14 protein-coding genes are annotated in these 15,685 nt (G+C 71.2%); 6 read left to right on the top strand and 8 right to left on the bottom strand.

Annotated features, from left to right (window positions below; genetic code table 11):
* Window positions 1-24: 24 nt before the first annotated feature.
* The 4 genes from pafA to LQK93_RS17800 all read right to left on the bottom strand — a co-directional run bounded on the left by pafA (window position 25) and on the right by LQK93_RS17800 (window position 4,357).
* Window positions 25-1,416, bottom strand: coding sequence for a Pup--protein ligase (gene pafA, locus LQK93_RS17815; RefSeq protein WP_374969099.1), 1,392 nt, complete (start codon window positions 1,414-1,416; stop codon window positions 25-27).
* A 60-nt stretch (window positions 1,417-1,476) separates the two neighbouring features.
* Window positions 1,477-1,899 carry a GerMN domain-containing protein gene (locus LQK93_RS17810; RefSeq protein WP_374969098.1) on the bottom strand — a complete coding sequence of 141 codons (423 nt, stop codon included), beginning with the start codon at window positions 1,897-1,899 and terminating at the stop codon, window positions 1,477-1,479.
* Window positions 1,900-2,190: 291 nt separating this feature from the next.
* On the bottom strand, window positions 2,191-3,570 hold the full coding sequence (locus tag LQK93_RS17805; protein ID WP_374969097.1) for an ATP-binding protein: 1,380 nt from the start codon (window positions 3,568-3,570) through the stop codon (window positions 2,191-2,193).
* A gap of 106 nt (window positions 3,571-3,676) precedes the next feature.
* Window positions 3,677-4,357: a response regulator gene (locus tag LQK93_RS17800; protein WP_374969096.1), complete on the bottom strand. Its 681-nt coding sequence runs from the start codon at window positions 4,355-4,357 to the stop codon at window positions 3,677-3,679.
* Window positions 4,358-4,596: 239 nt separating this feature from the next.
* Here LQK93_RS17800 and LQK93_RS17795 point away from each other — a divergent pair, with 239 nt between their 5' ends.
* The 6 genes from LQK93_RS17795 to LQK93_RS17770 all read left to right on the top strand — a co-directional run bounded on the left by LQK93_RS17795 (window position 4,597) and on the right by LQK93_RS17770 (window position 12,069).
* Window positions 4,597-6,414, top strand: a complete 1,818-nt coding sequence (locus LQK93_RS17795; RefSeq protein ID WP_374969095.1) for an ABC transporter substrate-binding protein — start codon at window positions 4,597-4,599, stop codon at window positions 6,412-6,414.
* A 33-nt stretch (window positions 6,415-6,447) separates the two neighbouring features.
* A complete protein-coding gene (locus tag LQK93_RS17790) occupies window positions 6,448-7,479 on the top strand; it encodes an ABC transporter ATP-binding protein (protein ID WP_374969094.1) in 1,032 nt (343 codons plus the stop codon).
* The gene (locus LQK93_RS17785) at window positions 7,476-8,624 is read left to right on the top strand and encodes an ABC transporter ATP-binding protein (RefSeq protein ID WP_374969093.1); all 1,149 of its coding nucleotides are present in this window, start codon (window positions 7,476-7,478) and stop codon (window positions 8,622-8,624) included. The genes LQK93_RS17790 and LQK93_RS17785 overlap by 4 nt, the downstream gene beginning before the upstream one ends.
* Entirely contained in the window at window positions 8,621-9,679 is a 1,059-nt protein-coding gene (locus tag LQK93_RS17780) for an ABC transporter permease (protein ID WP_374969092.1), read from the top strand. Before LQK93_RS17785 ends, LQK93_RS17780 begins: the two co-directional genes overlap by 4 nt.
* Window positions 9,680-9,688: 9 nt before the next feature.
* Window positions 9,689-10,648, top strand: a complete 960-nt coding sequence (locus LQK93_RS17775; protein WP_374969090.1) for an ABC transporter permease — start codon at window positions 9,689-9,691, stop codon at window positions 10,646-10,648.
* A gap of 140 nt (window positions 10,649-10,788) precedes the next feature.
* Window positions 10,789-12,069 carry a hypothetical protein gene (locus tag LQK93_RS17770; protein WP_374969089.1) on the top strand — a complete coding sequence of 427 codons (1,281 nt, stop codon included), beginning with the start codon at window positions 10,789-10,791 and terminating at the stop codon, window positions 12,067-12,069.
* A gap of 119 nt (window positions 12,070-12,188) precedes the next feature.
* Here the strand turns inward: LQK93_RS17770 and prcA are convergent, their stop codons facing one another.
* The 4 genes from prcA to dop form a co-directional block, all read right to left on the bottom strand.
* On the bottom strand, window positions 12,189-12,947 hold the full coding sequence (prcA, locus tag LQK93_RS17765; RefSeq protein WP_374969088.1) for a proteasome subunit alpha: 759 nt from the start codon (window positions 12,945-12,947) through the stop codon (window positions 12,189-12,191).
* The gene (gene prcB, locus LQK93_RS17760; protein WP_374969087.1) at window positions 12,944-13,777 is read right to left on the bottom strand and encodes a proteasome subunit beta; all 834 of its coding nucleotides are present in this window, start codon (window positions 13,775-13,777) and stop codon (window positions 12,944-12,946) included. The genes prcA and prcB overlap by 4 nt, the downstream gene beginning before the upstream one ends.
* A complete protein-coding gene (locus tag LQK93_RS17755) occupies window positions 13,774-13,980 on the bottom strand; it encodes a ubiquitin-like protein Pup (RefSeq protein WP_374969086.1) in 207 nt (68 codons plus the stop codon). Before LQK93_RS17755 ends, prcB begins: the two co-directional genes overlap by 4 nt.
* Window positions 13,981-14,115: 135 nt before the next feature.
* Complete coding sequence (dop, locus tag LQK93_RS17750; protein ID WP_374969085.1) at window positions 14,116-15,636, bottom strand: depupylase/deamidase Dop; 1,521 nt, start codon at window positions 15,634-15,636, stop codon at window positions 14,116-14,118.
* Window positions 15,637-15,685 lie beyond the last annotated feature (49 nt).

The following is a 15,685-nucleotide window of genomic DNA, read 5'->3' as shown; positions in this document are numbered from 1 at the left end:
CGGCCGCCGTGTGGCGCCCGGACGTCAGAGCGGACGCTGCGTGGTGGGCGACCGGTCGATGCTCTCCATTAGCCGCTCGACCCGCTCGTCCACGGCCCGGAAGGGGTCCTTGCACAGCACGGTGCGCTGCGCCTGGTCGTTGAGCTTCAGGTGCACCCAGTCGACGGTGAAGTCGCGCCCGTGCGCCTGGGCCGCCCGGATGAAGTCGCCACGCAGCTTGGCGCGCGTCGTCTGCGGCGGCCGCACCTTGGCCTCGAAGATCTCGACGTCCGAGGCGACCCGGGCCGTGCGGCCGTGGCGCTGCAACAGGTAGAAGAGGCCGCGGCGGCGGTTGATATCGTGGTAGGCGAGGTCGAGCTGCTGCACGCGTGCGTCTGTGAGGGCCAGACCGTGCTTGGCCCGGTAGCGCTCGATCAGGCGGTACTTGATGACCCAGTCGATCTCGGTCTCGATCGCGCCCAGGTCGCCGGTCCCGATGGCGTCGAGCGCGCGGCCCCACAGGTCGATCACCTGCTTGGTGTCGGGACTGTGCATTCCCTCGCGGTCCACGAACTCGACGACCTTGTCGAGGTACTCGCGCTGCATGTCCAGCGCGGACAGCTCCCGGCCGTTGGCGAGGCGCACCGTCGCCCGTCCGCTCGGGTCGTGGCTCATCGTGCGGATGGCCCGGATGGGGTTCTCCATCGACAGGTCGCGCATGACGACCCCGGCCTCGATCATCCGGAGCACGAGGTCCGCGCTGCCGACCTTGAGCAGGTTGGTCGTCTCGGACATGTTGGAGTCGCCGACGATGACGTGGAGGCGGCGGTACCTCTCGGCGTCCGCGTGCGGCTCGTCCCGCGTGTTGATGATCGGGCGGCTGCGGGTCGTCGCCGACGACACGCCCTCCCAGATGTGGTCGGCCCGCTGGCTGACGGCGAAGCTGGCCCCGTGGGCGGTGGTGACGACCTTGCCGGCACCGCACACGATCTGCCGGCTGATCAGGAACGGGATGAACATGTCGGACACGCGCTGGAAGTCCCCGGTGCGGCCGTAGAGGTAGTTCTCGTGACAGCCGTAGGAGTTGCCGGCGGAGTCGGTGTTGTTCTTGAAGACGAAGATCTCGCCCTCGACCCCGTCGTCTCGCAGCCGGCCCTGGGCGTCCTCCACGAGCCCCTCGAGGATCCGCTCCCCCGCCTTGTCCTGCACGACCAGCTCACGCACCGAGTCGCACTCCGCCGTCGCGTACTCGGGGTGCGAGCCCACGTCGAGGTAGAGCCGGGCGCCGTTGCCGAGGAAGACGTTGCTCGAGCGCCCCCAGGCCACCACACGACGGAACAGGTAGCGGGCCACCTCGTCCGGAGTCAGCCGCCGCTGGCCCTGGGTCGTGCACGTGACGCCGTACTCGTTCTCGATCCCGAAGATCCGCCGGTCCATGAACCAACTCTAGGCGGCACAAGCGCTTTCGCCGGATCCGACCGGCCGCGGGAAGCCGGGTCAGTGCGCCGGGGCCAGGTCGACATAGTCCTGCCGGGTGACCGGCCGGGTGACGAGCCGGCCCTGCGAGACCGGCACGGGCACCGGCTCCGCCCCGCTGACGAGCCTGACCCCGGCAGCCAGGGTGTCGGCCGAGACTGTGAAGACGATCTGCGCCATGGCGACCTCCTGCTCGGCCGTCGACAGCCGGTCGTAGCCCGGGGGGACCGACACGTCGGCCGTCCGCGGGCCGCTCATCGTGCCCGTGAGGGGAAGCGGCGAGGCCGGCAAGGCGGTCCGGAGGCCCGCGGCGGGCTCCGCGGCCCCGACCGGGGCCGAGAGCGCGCGCAGCACCGGATCGACTCCCGTCCCCGGTGTCACGGCGCGCGTCACGCGCTCGAGCCGGCGCCCGTGGACGAGGTAGACGTGCATGGTCAGCGGCACCCCGGGTGGGCTGGTCGCTGCACTGGTCGCTCGGGTGCCGGGGACGCCACGGGCTCCGGCTCGGACTGCGCCGAGAGACCGCAGCCACCCAGGAGCACGACCAGGAGCACGACCAGGAGCGGGCCGGCGACAGGGGCTGCGACCCTCCGGAGCAGCGCGCCGACGGGTCGTGCTCCGCAGGGACGGTGCCGCCGTCCCTGACCGAGGCGGACGGCACACGGCACGTATGCCGTGTCGTCCGGGACGGCATACGGCACGTATGCCCGTCCCGTCGGGACCGTGGCGACCGCGTCAGTGCAGCGGCAGCATGACGACAAGGCGCGCGCCTCCGGCGTCGCTCGCGGTCACCTGCACCGTGCCGCCGTGCGCCGCCACGTGGCGCTGGACGATGGCGAGCCCGAGGCCGACCCCCCGCTCACCGCTGCCCCCGGCGCGCGCGAAGCGGTCGAACACCCGGGAGCGCTGCGCCTCCGGGATGCCCGGACCGGCGTCGTCGACGGTGATCCGCGCGGTGTTCCCGTCACCCTCCACCGTCACCGCGACGCACCCTTCGCCGTGCTCCTCGGCGTTGGCCACGAGGTTGGCGACCACCCGCTCGAGGCGCCGCTTGTCGACGTGCCCGTCGAGGCCCGAGCCGGCCTTGACACGGGTGACCGCCCGCCCGGCCGTGCCGTCCGCTGCCCGCCGCACCAGCTCCCCGACGTCGACCGGCTCGAGCTGCAGCTCCTCGCCGGCGTCGTGGCGGGAGATCTCGAGGAGGTCGACGACGAGCGCACGGAACCGCCGGAGGTCGTCGGCCAGCAGGTCGACGGGCTCGCGGACGGCGCTGGGGAGCTGGTCGCGGCGGTTGGCGATGACCTCCATCGAGTTGAGCATCGTGGTCAGGGGCGTGCGCAGCTCGTGGCTGAGGTCTGCGGCGAACCGCGAGTCGGCGCGCACCCGGTGCTCGAGCTGTTCCACCGTGCGGTTGAACGAGCGGGCGAGAGGGTCGAGGTCCGGGTCCACGCGGGAGCGGAGCCGGACGTCCAGGCGGCCGCCCGCCACGGCTCCCGCCAGCGCCGTCAGCTCGGCAAGGGGACGCAGCGCCCGACGGCTGGCCCGGCGGCCGAGGGCCACACCGGCGAACGAGGTGCTGACGGCCACCGCTCCCAGCACCCAGGCGAGGGTGGTCCTCCTGTGCTCGAGGTCGGTCAGCGGGAACACCTCGAAGAGCGCGTCGCCCCGTCGCTGCAGCGGAGCCCCGACGACCAGGCTGAGGTGACCGTCGACCACGACGCGCTGGACGGCGACGGTGCTCGACGTCACCGCCGCGACGAGCGCGGGCGGCACGCCGGCCGCCCCGGCCCGCGAGGGGCTGGGGTACCAGTGGCCCGAGACGAGCGCGACCGACGCGTCGGCGTCGTTCGTCGGGAGCCCGCCCAGCAGCGAACCGACCGGTGCCGTCCCGCGGGCGAGCGCCGAGGCGAGGACGGAGCTGCCGAGCGTGGTCTCGCTGACCGCGGTGTCCTGCCGGTCGGCGAGGAGGTATCCGGACACCACCACCCACGACAGCACCGACACGAGCACCGAGATGGCCAGAGCCAGCAGGCCGAACGTCATCTCGAGCCGCCGGCGCAGCCCGGGGGCCGGCCGCGCGCCCGCGGAGAAGTGCCGGAAGAAGGCCGGGAACACGTTCCGGACGAAGCCCCCCGAGAGGTCGCCTCGGCCGGCGCCCTGAGCGGGAAGGAGCCGCCCGCGGTCCCGCCACCCCCGAGCCCGGTTGCCGCGCATGGGTGCCTCAGCCGGCCAACCGGTAGCCGAGCCCACGCGCGGTGACGACGTGCCTGGGACTGGCCGGGTCCAGCTCGACCTTCGTGCGCAACCGGCGGATGTGCACGTCGACGATGCGACTGTCGCCGAAGTAGCCGTAGCCCCAGACCCGGTCGAGCAGGTGCTCGCGGCTGCAGATGCGGCCCTCGACGGAGGCGAGCTCCACCAGGAGACGGAACTCCGTGCGGGTCAGGCTGACCGGCTGGCCGCCCCGTCGGACCACGCCGTCGTCGATCCCGATGTCCAGGTCCCCGGAGACGACGTGGCGGGTGGGTCGCCCGATGAGCGGCTCCGTGCGGCGCAGCAACGCCCGCATGCGTGCGGCGAGCTCCTTGGCGACCAGGGGCTTCGTCACGTAGTCGTCGGCACCGGACTCCAGCCCCGCCACGACGTCGTGGCTGTCGGTCCTGGCGGTCACCATGATGATCGGGACGTCACTGCTGCGGCGTACCTCCCGGCAGACCGCGAAGCCGTCGCGGTCCGGCAGCATCACGTCGAGCAGCACGATGTCCGGCGGTGAGGCCTTGACGGACTCCACGCACTGGCCACCGTCTGCGGCCTCGAGCACGGTGAAGCCCTCGTCCTCCAGCGCCAGCCGCAGGACCCTCCTGACCCGTGCGTCGTCCTCGACGAGAAGAACCCGCCGCATGTCCTCAGCGTAGGTCGGCGTCTGGAGACGATCCGGCGAACTCCTGCGAGAAGGCCGTACGTATGTCGATCTGTGACCTGACGACGTCCTGTGTGACAAGCGGTTTGCGATCGCGTGACATCCGGGCCGGCTCGCCCGCTCGCGTCTCACACCCGTGCCTAGCGTGAGGACGACGGGCGCCCGCGGGGGCTCCCGGGACCGGTCGTCACCGGCCCGTCCTACGTGACCTAGGAGAGACCATGCCCCTGAGAAAGTGGCCTGTGACGGCCCTCGCGGTGGTGGCCACGAGCTGCCTGACCGTGACGGCCTGCACCTCCGGTGGCGGCACGACCTCCGGCAGCACCGGCGCCGGCGGTACGGGCGGCGCCTCGGGCAACGCCGTGCGCGGCGGCACCCTCAACCTGCTCGGCAGCGGCGACGTCGGCTACATGGACCCCAACAGCAGCTACTACTCCATCGGCTACCTCGGGTTGAGGATGTGGAGCCGCCAGCTCTTCACCTACCCGGCAGTCGCGGGCCAGACGACCAAGGCGGTTCCAGACCTCGCCCAGTCGATGCCGACTCAGGGTGACGGCATCAGCGCCGACGGCAAGACCTACACGATCAAGATCCGCTCGGGCGCCAAGTGGAACACCTCGCCCGCCCGTCAGGTGACGGCAGCCGACATGGTGCGCGGGGTCAAGCGCAGCTGCAACCCGATCCAGCCCTTCGGCGGCCTGCCCGACTACGAGAGCGTCATCGTCGGGATGCAGAGCTTCTGCGACGGCTTCGCCAAGGTGGCGCACACGCCGTCGGCCATCGCCTCGTACATGGACAAGACGGCACTGCCCGGCGTCGTCGCCAAGGACGACCTCACGGTCGTGTTCACGCTCGACAACCCGGCGAGCTACTTCCCGGACATGCTGACGCTCCCAGCCTTCTCACCGGCGCCCAAGGAGTGGGACGCGTACCTGCCGACCAGCCCGGAGCTCGCGCAGCACACGCTCTCGGACGGGCCCTACCAGATCGAGAGCTACACGCCGACGAAGAACATCACCTTCACCCGCAACCCCGCCTGGGACGCGGCGTCGGACCCCGTGCGCAAGGCCTACGTCGACAAGATCGTCATCAACGAGACGGTCACCCAGGACTCGACGCAGCAGCAGCTGCAGACCGGCACCCCCAGCGCGGACATGGAGTGGGACAACTTCCCACCGCCCTCGCAGCTGCCGGCCCTGATCGCCAAGAAGGACCCCAACCTGACGATCGGCCCGTCCGCCTCGTCGAACCCGTACATCGTCTACAACACCGTCTCGCCCAACGCGAACAACGCCCTCAGCAACGTCCAGGTGCGCCAGGCCATCTCGTATGCCCTCAACCGGACCAACCTGATCCAGGTCCTGGGCGGCCCCAACCTCAACGAGGCCCTGAGCCACGTGCTGCCCTCGGACATCGTCGGGGGTGAGCAGAACTTCGACCTCTACCCCTACGACCCGAACAAGGCCAAGCAGATGCTCGCGGCGGCTGGGTTCACCAGCGGCCTGACGCTCAAGATGCTCTACCGCAACTCCTCGGAGGGCAGCAGCAAGGTCTTCCAGACAGCCCAGCAAGACCTGTCGAAGGCCGGGATCACCGTGCAGGGCATCCCCTCGCCGAACGCCGACTTCTACACCAAGTACCTCCAGGTGCCCTCGGTCGCCAAGCGAGGTGTCTGGGACCTCGCGGTGGCGGGGTGGGGCGCCGACTGGTACGGCAACGCGGCGCTGTCGTTCTTCAACCCGCTGTTCATCGGACCGCCGTCGTATCCCCCGAGCGGGAGCAACTTCGGTCTGTACGACAACCCGAGCACCACGGCCACGGTCAGCCAGGCCGCCACCGCGCCGACGCAACAGGGAGCGGCGACGCTGTGGGCCCAGGCCGACCGCAAGGTCATGGAGGACGCGCCGTTCTTCCCCATCACCAACCCCAAGCAGGCCAACTACCACGCGAGCCAGGTCCAGAACGCGGTCTACGTGCCGGCGATGCAGAACTACGACCCGACCAACGTGTGGCTGACGGCCGACAAGCAGGGCGGCTGACGCCGGCGACCCGCTCGGTGAAAGGCGAACCCCATGGCCCTGCTCGAGGTGCGCGACCTCTCGGTCTCCTTCGCGACTCCGGACGGCGTCGTGCAGGCCGTTCGGAAGGTGTCGTTCGACGTCGACCGCGGCACGACGCTCGCCATCGTCGGTGAGTCCGGTTCGGGCAAGAGCGTCGCGACGCAGACCATCACCGGTCTGACCCGCGGCGCGCGGGTCTCGGGCTCGGCCCGCTTCGACGGCGTCGAGCTCATCGGGGCCTCGGCCAAGACCCTCCAGGGCATCCGCGGCGCCAAGATCGGCATGATCTTCCAGGACCCGCTCTCGAGCCTGCACCCCTACTACACCGTGGGCTGGCAGATCGTCGAGATGATCAGGGCGCACCGACCCCAGACGGCGACTGCGACGGCACGCGCCCGGGCCGCCGAGCTGCTCGGGCTCGTCGGCATCCCCGGCGCCGCCAAGCGCCTCGACGACTACCCGCACCAGTTCTCCGGAGGCATGCGCCAGCGCGTCATGATCGCCATGGCGATGGCCCTCGACCCCGCTCTGCTGATCGCCGACGAGCCGACGACGGCGCTCGACGTGACCGTCCAGGCGCAGGTCCTCGGCGTCATGCAACGACTGCAGGAGGAGTTCGGCACGGCGATCGTCCTGATCACCCACGACCTGGGCGTCGTCGCCCAGATGTCCGACGACGTCGTCGTGATGTATGCCGGCCGCGCCATGGAGCGCGCACCGCGCCGCACCCTCTTCTACCTCCCCCACCACCCCTACACCCGCGGGCTGCTCGCCTCGCTGCCGGCCCAGGGCGGCACGCGCACGCGGCTCACGCCCATCGCCGGCACGCCGCCCTCACTGATCGACCCACCCGAGGAGTGCCCCTTCGCCACCCGCTGCCCGGACGTCTTCGAGCACTGCCGGCACGAGGTGCCACGGCTCGACCCGGTGGCCCGGGACCCACGGCATACCTCGGCGTGCTTCCTTCCCAAGGACGGCGCGTCGCTGCGACCGGCCCCTGGCGCGGGTCGCCCCGCCACCGTGCGCGAGGAGGAGTCGGCGTGACCGCGAACCCCGAAGCGCCGGAGCGCGAGACGACTCCTCCGGCATCCGCGCCGCTCCTGCGCGTCGAGCACGTGACCAAGACCTTCCCGGTCGGCTCGAGCTCCCTCTGGCGCCGCGGTGACGTCCTGGTCCACGCCGTCGAGGACGTGTCCCTCGAGATACGCACCGGCGAGACGCTCGGCCTCGTCGGCGAGACCGGTTGCGGCAAGTCCACCCTGGCCCGCTGCATCGCGCGGCTCTACGACGTGACCTCCGGCACCGTCACCTTCGACGGTCGCGACATCACGCAGCTGAGCCGGCGGGAGCTGCGCACCGTGCGCCGCGAGGTGCAGGTGATCTTCCAGGACCCCTACGGCTCGCTCAACCCACGCCGGCGGGTCGGCTCGATCATCGGCGACCCGTTCGTCATCCACGGGATCGGCTCGGGGCGAGAGGTCAAGCGCCGGGTGCAGGAGCTCATGGAACGGGTCGGGCTCAACCCGGAGCACTACAACCGGTTCCCGGCCGAGTTCTCCGGCGGGCAGCGCCAGCGCATCGGGGTGGCCCGCGCTCTGGCCCTGCAGCCGCGGCTCATCATCTGCGACGAGCCCGTGTCAGCGCTCGACGTGTCCATCCAGGCCCAGATCATCAACCTGCTCATCGACCTGCAGACGGACTTCGGCCTGACCTACCTGTTCATCTCCCACGACCTGTCGGTCGTGCGACACGTCAGTGACCGGGTTGCCGTGATGTACCTCGGCCAGCTCGTGGAGGTCGCCCGCACCGAGGAGCTGTTCGGCACGGCCCGGCACCCCTACACGCGCGCCCTGCTGTCGGCGCTGCCGGTTCCCGACCCCGACATCGCCGACAGCCGGAGCCGGACCATCCTCGTCGGTGACCTCCCGTCGCCGACCGACCCGCCCTCCGGCTGTCGGTTCCACACGAGGTGCCCGCGCGCCCAGGCCGACTGCTCGGCCGCCGTTCCGCCACTGGAGCCCGTGCACGGCGACCGGCCGGACCACCGCACGGCCTGCTTCCACCCGCTCGCCGCGGGCGAGGAGCTCTCCTCGGACCCGTCGGCCGCGTTCGGGACCTCAGCGCACGGCGAGACCCGGGACGCGCAGGGCCCGCCACACCCGACCGACGAAGGAGGCGAACGACCGTGAGCGGCATCCTTCCCACCTCCACCTCGAGCGAGGGCCTCGGACCCGAGCCGGACGCCGAGTCCACGGGAGGCCCGGAGGGGACCCGACGCGCCATCGAGGGCCGCAGCCCGTGGCTGCTCGCGTGGCAGCGGCTGCGTCGCGACCGCGTCGCGATGATCTCCCTCGTCGTGATCGTCCTCATCGTCCTGATGGCGGTCTTCGCCCCGGTGACGACCGCGATCACCGGCCACCCCGTGAACGAGCAGTACCGCCAGACGGGTCTGACGCCCGACGGGCTGCCGACTCCCCCGTCCCGCGAGTTCTGGCTGGGCACCGATGACCTGGGCCGCGACATCTTCGTGCGGATCGCGTACGGCGCCCGGATCTCCCTGCTCGTCGGCGTCGCCGCCACCGCCCTGACCGTGGTGATCGGCGTCATCGTCGGACTCGCCGCCGGGTTCCTCGGCGGTTTCGTCGACACAGTGCTGGCCCGCCTCATCGACGTCGTGCTCTCGGTGCCGTTCATCCTCGTGGCGGTGGCCCTCGTGTCGATCACCGGTCCCAGCCTGCTCGTCACCGTGCTCGTCATCGGCTTCTTCAGCTGGGCCTCCGTCGCCCGCATCGTCCGAGGCCAGGTCCTGTCGCTGCGGGAGCGGGAGTTCGTCGAGGCGGCGAAGTCCCTGGGCGCCTCGGACAGCCGGATCATGTTCGTCGACATCCTGCCCAACGTCCTGGCGCCCGTCATCGTCTACGCCTCGCTGCTCATCCCGGTCGTCATCCTCGTCGAGGCCACCTTGAGCTTCCTCGGACTGGGGCTGCCCCCGCCGACCGCCGACTGGGGCGGGATGATCAGCGAGTCCCAGAACTACTACACCGTGGCCTGGTGGTTCGTCGTGTTCCCCGGCACCGCGCTGCTCATCACGACGCTGGCCTTCAACCTCTTCGGTGACGGCGTCCGCGACGCCTTCGACCCACGGGCCGAGCGGATCATGGCCGAGGTGTCGGACATCACGGTCGAGCCCCTCGCGGACGTCGACGCCATCGAGGCCGCCCCGACCGCCGAGACCAGGGACTAGGAGGTAGGGATGGCCCGGTTCCTCGTGCGCCGCCTGGCACTCGGCATCCTCGTCCTGTGGCTCATCACGGTCGCGGTCTTCGGCCTGTTCTTCGTCGCACCCAACGACGTCGCCCGGACACTCGCGGGCCGACAGGCGACGCCCGAGACCGTTGCCTTGATCTCACACCGCCTCGGCCTCGACCAGCCCGTCTGGAAGCAGTACACGGACTTCCTCTGGAAGGCTCTGCACGGCGACCTCGGCTACGACTACTACCACCAGGTGCCGGTCACCGAGATCATGGCAGCCGCCCTCCCGATCACCGTCTCCGTCGTCGTGGGCGGTGCCATCATCTGGATGGTCCTCGGCCTGACCAACGGGGTGCTCTCGGCGATCCGGCCCCGCTCGCTGACCGACCGGTCCCTCACGGCGTTCAGCCTCTTCTTCTACTCGATGCCCACCTTCCTGCTCGGCCTGCTCCTGCTCTACTTCTTCTACTTCCGCCTCACCCTGGCCGGGGTCGACCTCTTCCCGCCCGGTGGCTACGCCCCCCTGACCGACGGCTTGGGGCCGTGGTTCCAGCACATGGTGCTGCCGTGGTTCACCCTGGCGCTCGTCTCGGCAGCCACCTACACCCGCCTGACCCGCGCCTCGATGCTCGAGGTGCTCGGCGAGGACTACGTGCGCACCGCGCGCTCGAAGGGCATCGCGGAGCGCCGCGTCATCCTGCGACACGGCCTGCGAGCCGCCCTGACCCCGGTCGTGACGCAGTTCGGCATCGACGTCGGGGCGCTGCTCGGTGGCGTCGTCGTCACCGAGACCGTCTTCTCGCTCCCGGGACTCGGCAAGACGGCGATCGACGCCATCAACCAGCAGGACCTGCCGGTCATCATCGGCATCGTGCTCTTCGCCTCGGCGGCCGTCGTCGTCGCGAACATCGTGGTCGACGTCGTGTATGCCGTGCTCGACCCACGCGTGCGCCTGCACTGAGACCGGCGCGAGGGACCGCGCAGCCGTGACGAAGCCGCCCGACGCGGTTCAGCCCTGGGTCGCGGTCGCCCAGCGGCTGCTGCCAGACTGTCGCCGTCCCCTCATGCCGTAGTCCTCCACCTCCTCTGCATTGGACGGAAATGATCGACAGACCCCACTTCAAGTTCTCCCGCCGCGGCTACGAGCCGGAGGAGGTGGACTCCTTCATCGAGGCGCAGAACCGCACCCTGCAGGCGGCCAAGAAGGACGCCGCCGAGCGGAGTGTCGAGCTGACGAGGCTCAACGCCGCGCTGACCGACCTGCGGGGCCAGCTCGGACAGCAGGCACGCGTCATGGCCGAGCTCAAGAAGAACGCGTCGCCGGCGGCCGGGCAGGCGTTCACCGAGCTCGGTGAGCGCATCGCCCAGATCCTCTCGCTCGCCGACCAGGAGGCCGCCGAGATGCGCAGCCGCGCCGCGGCCGACGCCGAGGAGATCCGCGAGCGGGCCAACCGCGCAGCGGCCGACCTCAAGACCACCACAACCTCGTATGCCGACCAGGCCCGGTCGCGCGCCGACGAGGAGGCCGTACGCGTCATCGCCCAGGCCACCCGCGAGGCGCAGGCCGTCGTCGCCGAGGCCCAGAGCGTCATGGCGGCCCAGCGCCAGGAGGCGGCCGCCGAGCTCGAGGCGCAGCGGGCCAAGTCCACGAACGCCTCTGCCGAGCTCGAGGTGAGCCTCGCGGCCCGCCGGGAGTCGGCCGAGGCCGAGTTCGAGGCGCGTCGCCAGCAGATGGAGGCGGCCTTCACCGAGAGCGAGGGGCGCCTGCGCCAGCTGACCGAGCGCGCCGAGCACGACTCCGAGGAGATGCGCTCGCGCGCCCGGCGCATGCTCGAGACGGCACAGAGCCAGGCTGACCAGATCGTGTCCGAGGCGCGCGACCACGCCTCGCGGCTGCGGGAGGAGTCCGACCGGGAGCTGGCTGCGGCCGCCGCGCAGCGCGACAGCATCACGGCGCAGCTGGCCAACGTCCGCCAGATGCTCGCGACGCTCGGCGGAGGCGCCCTCGTGGAGTCGGTGGAGTCCTTGGGCGGCCCCGGGAAGGGTGCGCAGGCCGCACCGGTGGCGGACCAGGCGCAGCCCGTCGCGAGCGAGACGGCCGGGCCCGACGCTGGGCCCGACGCCGACCCCGACACTGTCACCGGCCCTGATGGGGAGCCGGTCGGCACGGCGGCCGAGAGCTCGACGGCACACGACCTCGAGGCGGAGACCGCCGAAGGCCGGCAGGCCCAGGGTCAGCAGGCCGAGGAGCCGAGCGCACCGGCCGACTCCCGCCGCGAGGGTGCCGATGGCGAGGACGACGCCTCGTCCGACGCCTCCCGGGGCGGCTCGTCGACGACGCAGGCCGCCGCGGGCCGGCGAGCCGGCGCGAACCGCCGCTGACTCGCTGCTGACAGGCGCGAGGGCCGCTCCCGTTCGGGAGCGGCCCTCGCGTGTTCGGCCGTGCGCGGCCGGCCGGTCAGCCGGAGCCTGCTGGCTGCGGGCCACTCGACTGAGCTGCCTCAGGTCACCGGGCCGGCGGCCGGGGGCTGCGGGGAGCGTCCTGCGTCGTCCGACGAACGCTCGGCCGGCTCGCCGAGGAGCTGCGTGAGCACCGGACCGACGATGCGACGGAAGGAGCGGCGCGGCCGCTCGCGATCGAGGGCCGCCACCTCCAGCTGTGCCTCGTCCAGCACCCGTCGCTCGCCGTTGTCGCCGGCTGCGAGCACGTCGACCGCCAGGCGCAGCACCTCCGCGAGCGTCATGCCCGGACGCCAGCCGCTGCGCAACCGCTCCTCCGCCGCGTCGCTGGCGCCACCCATGGCCACGAAACCGCGCTCGTCGGCGACGGAACCGTCGTAGGTGAGCCGGAAGATCTGGTCGCTGTCGCTGTCGGCGCCCACCTCGGCCACCACGATCTCGATCTCCAGGGGCTTGGACTCCTGGGTGAAGACGCCGCCGAGGATCTGCGCATACGTGTTGGCCAGCGCCCGGGCCGTGACGTCGGTGCGGTCGTAGGAGTAGCCGCGCAGGTCGGCATAGCGGATGCCTGCCACTCGCAGGTTCTCGAACTCGTTGTAGCGCCCGACCGCGGCGAAGGCGATGCGGTCGTAGATCTCCGACACCTTGTGCAGCGCCCGCGACGGGTTCTCCGCGACGAAGGCGATGCCCTTGTCGTAGCCCACGACGACGACCGACCGACCGCGGGCGATCCCCTTGCGCGCGTAGTCCGCCCGGTCCTTCATGACCTGCTCGGGAGGGACGTAGAACGGCATGGTCATCGCGCACCTCCCGGGTTGTCACGGCGCGCCGCGACGACACGCTCGACGTGACCCTCGAGCACGTCTTCGGAGACGAAACGGGCGCCGGCGTGGTCGACGACCGCAACCGTCGGCCAGATCCGGCGGCCGAGGTCCGGGCCGCCGGTGGCCGAGTCGTCGTCGGCCGCGTCGTAGAGCGCCTCGATGGCCACGGACACCGCCTGCTGCTCCTCGAGCCCGGGCCTCCACAGCTTCTTGAGCGCGCCGCGCGCGAAGACGGACCCGGAGCCGGTCGAGTGGTGGCCGTCCTCGACGTAGCAGCCGCCCGTGACGTCGTAGGAGAAGATGCGCCCGGTCGCGGACTCGAGGTCGAACCCGGCATACGTGGGCACGACGGTCAGGCCCTGCATGGCGAGGCCGAGGTTGCCCCGGATCATCGAGGCGAGGCGGTTGGCCTTGCCCTCGAGGGACATGATGGCGCCCTCGATCTTCTCGTAGTGTTCGAGCTCGACCTGGTACAGGCGCACGAGCTCGATCGCCAGGCCCGCGGTGCCGGCGATGCCCACGACGCTGTACTCGTCGGCCGCGAAGACCTTCTGCATGTCACGGTTGGCGATGACGTTGCCCATGGTGGCCCGGCGGTCGCCGGCCATGAGGACGCCGCCCTCGAAGAGGAGCGACACGATCGTGGTGCCGTGAGGTGCCTCGATGCTCGCACCGGAGGGCAGCCGGCGCGCGGAGGGAAGCAGCTCTGGACGGTAGGCGGCGACGAACTCGGTGAAAGACGACGACCCGGCCCGGAGGAAGGCGTCGTCGAGCTGTCGCGAGCCTCCCGTGGGCGCTGGGGTCACTGGCCGCCCTTCTGCACGAAACCGCGGACGAACTCCTCGGCGTTGGACTCGAGGACACCGTCGATCTCGTCGAGGACGCTGTCGATGTCGTCGCTCAGACCGTCCTTGACGGCGGCGCCGGCGGGTGCGGCGGGAGGCTCCTCCGGGCTCTCCGGCGGCTCCTCGTCACGACGCTGCGGCTTGACGTGCTCCTGACCCGGCATGGGTACCTCCCAGACGTGAAGACCTGTCGACTCGACCCTAACCCTTCAGGCCCCCGGCATCCGAGGACCTCTTCCCAAACAGCTCGCGCCGGGGGGTCGCAGGCACCGGTCCACGGGGGCACCGGCTGGCCACCCCTACTCGGGAGTGGCGAGCCCCTGGAGCAGCTCGGCGACGTCGCTGCTCTGCTCGAGCAGGTCGCCGACCTGGGCCCGCGTGCCACGCTCGGGCTCGAGGATCGGCACGCGCTGCAGGCTCGAGCGCCCCGGGACGTCGAAGACCACCGAGTCCCAGCTCGCCGAGAAGACCTGCGCGGTGAAGCGGCGCACGCACTCGCCCCGGAACCAGGCGCGGGTGTCCTCGGGTGGGGTGGTCTGCGCCGCCTTGACGTCCTCAGGCGTGACGAGGTCGCGCACCATGCCGCGGTCACGCAGACGGTGCACGAGACCCTTCTCGGGCCGCACGTCGGCCCACTGGATGTCGATGGCCGCGAGGCGGTGGTGGTCCCAGTCGAGGCCATCCCGGGAGCGGTAGCCCTCGAGCAGCTTCAGCTTGGCCACCCAGTCCACCAGTGGTGCGCACGACATGACGTCGGTGCCGAGGCCGGTGAGCACCTCCTCCCAGAGGGCCATGACCTCGGTGGTGGCCTCGGGCTCGGGGTCGTCGCCGCGCCGGTCGAGCCAGGCGCGGGCGGCCTCGAGGTACATCCACTGCAGGTCGAGCGCCGTCACCGAACGCCCGTCGACCAGCTCGATGGTGGCCTGCAGCGACGGGTCGTGCGAGACCGTCTGGAGCGCAGCCACGGGCCGACGGATCGACCAGTCCTCGGTGAGGTGGCCGTCCTCGATCATCCCGAGCACGAGCGAGGTCGTCCCGACCTTGAGCAGGGTCGCGACGTCGAGGTGGGTGGCGTCGCCGATGATGACGTGCAGCCGCCGGTAGCGGTCGGCGACGGCGTGCGGCTCGTCGCGGGTGTTGATGATCGGCCGCTTGAGCGTCGTCTCGAGGCCGACCTCCGTCTCGAAGAAGTCCGCCCGCTGCGAGATCTGGTAGCCCGCTCCCCTGCTGTCCACGCCCAGCCCGACCCGGCCGGCACCGCACACGACCTGTCGCGTCACGAAGAACGGGATGAGGTGCCGCACGATGTCGGGGAAGGGGGTCCGCCGCGGCATGAGGTAGTTCTCGTGCGTGCCGTAGGACTGGCCCTTGCCGTCGGCGTTGTTCTTGTAGAGGTTGACGGGCGGCTGCCCGGGCCGCGCGGCCAGCAGCCGCACCGACTCGAGCGCGATGGCGTCTCCGGCCCGGTCCCACGTGACGGCGTCACGCGGGAGGGTGACCTCGGGTGAGCTGTACTCGGGGTGCGCGTGGTCGACGTAGTAGCGGGCCCCGTTGGTGAGCACGACGTTGGCCAGAGTGGGGTCCTCGACGTCGGTCAGCTGGCTCGGGTCGGCGTTCTGCCGGTCGAGCTGCCAGCCGCGGGCGTCGCGCAGCGGGTCCTCGAAGGCGTAGTCCCAGCTCGACTGGTTGGAGCGGATGCCCTGGGCTGCGGCATACACGCTAACGACCTGACCGGAGAGGAACATCGGGTTGGCCATCGGGTCGCCGGGCACGGAGATGCCGTACTCGGTCTCGAGTCCCATGATCCGCCGCACCGTCATGGCCCGACGATAACCGCCCCGGCCTCTCGTGACGTCCGCGCCCCACGAC

The sequence above is a fragment of the Terrabacter sp. BE26 genome, assembly GCF_041941675.1.
In the GTDB taxonomy this organism is placed as follows: domain Bacteria; phylum Actinomycetota; class Actinomycetes; order Actinomycetales; family Dermatophilaceae; genus Terrabacter.
Note: the sequence above shows the minus strand (reverse complement) of the source record. Positions and strands in the feature narration are given on the sequence as shown.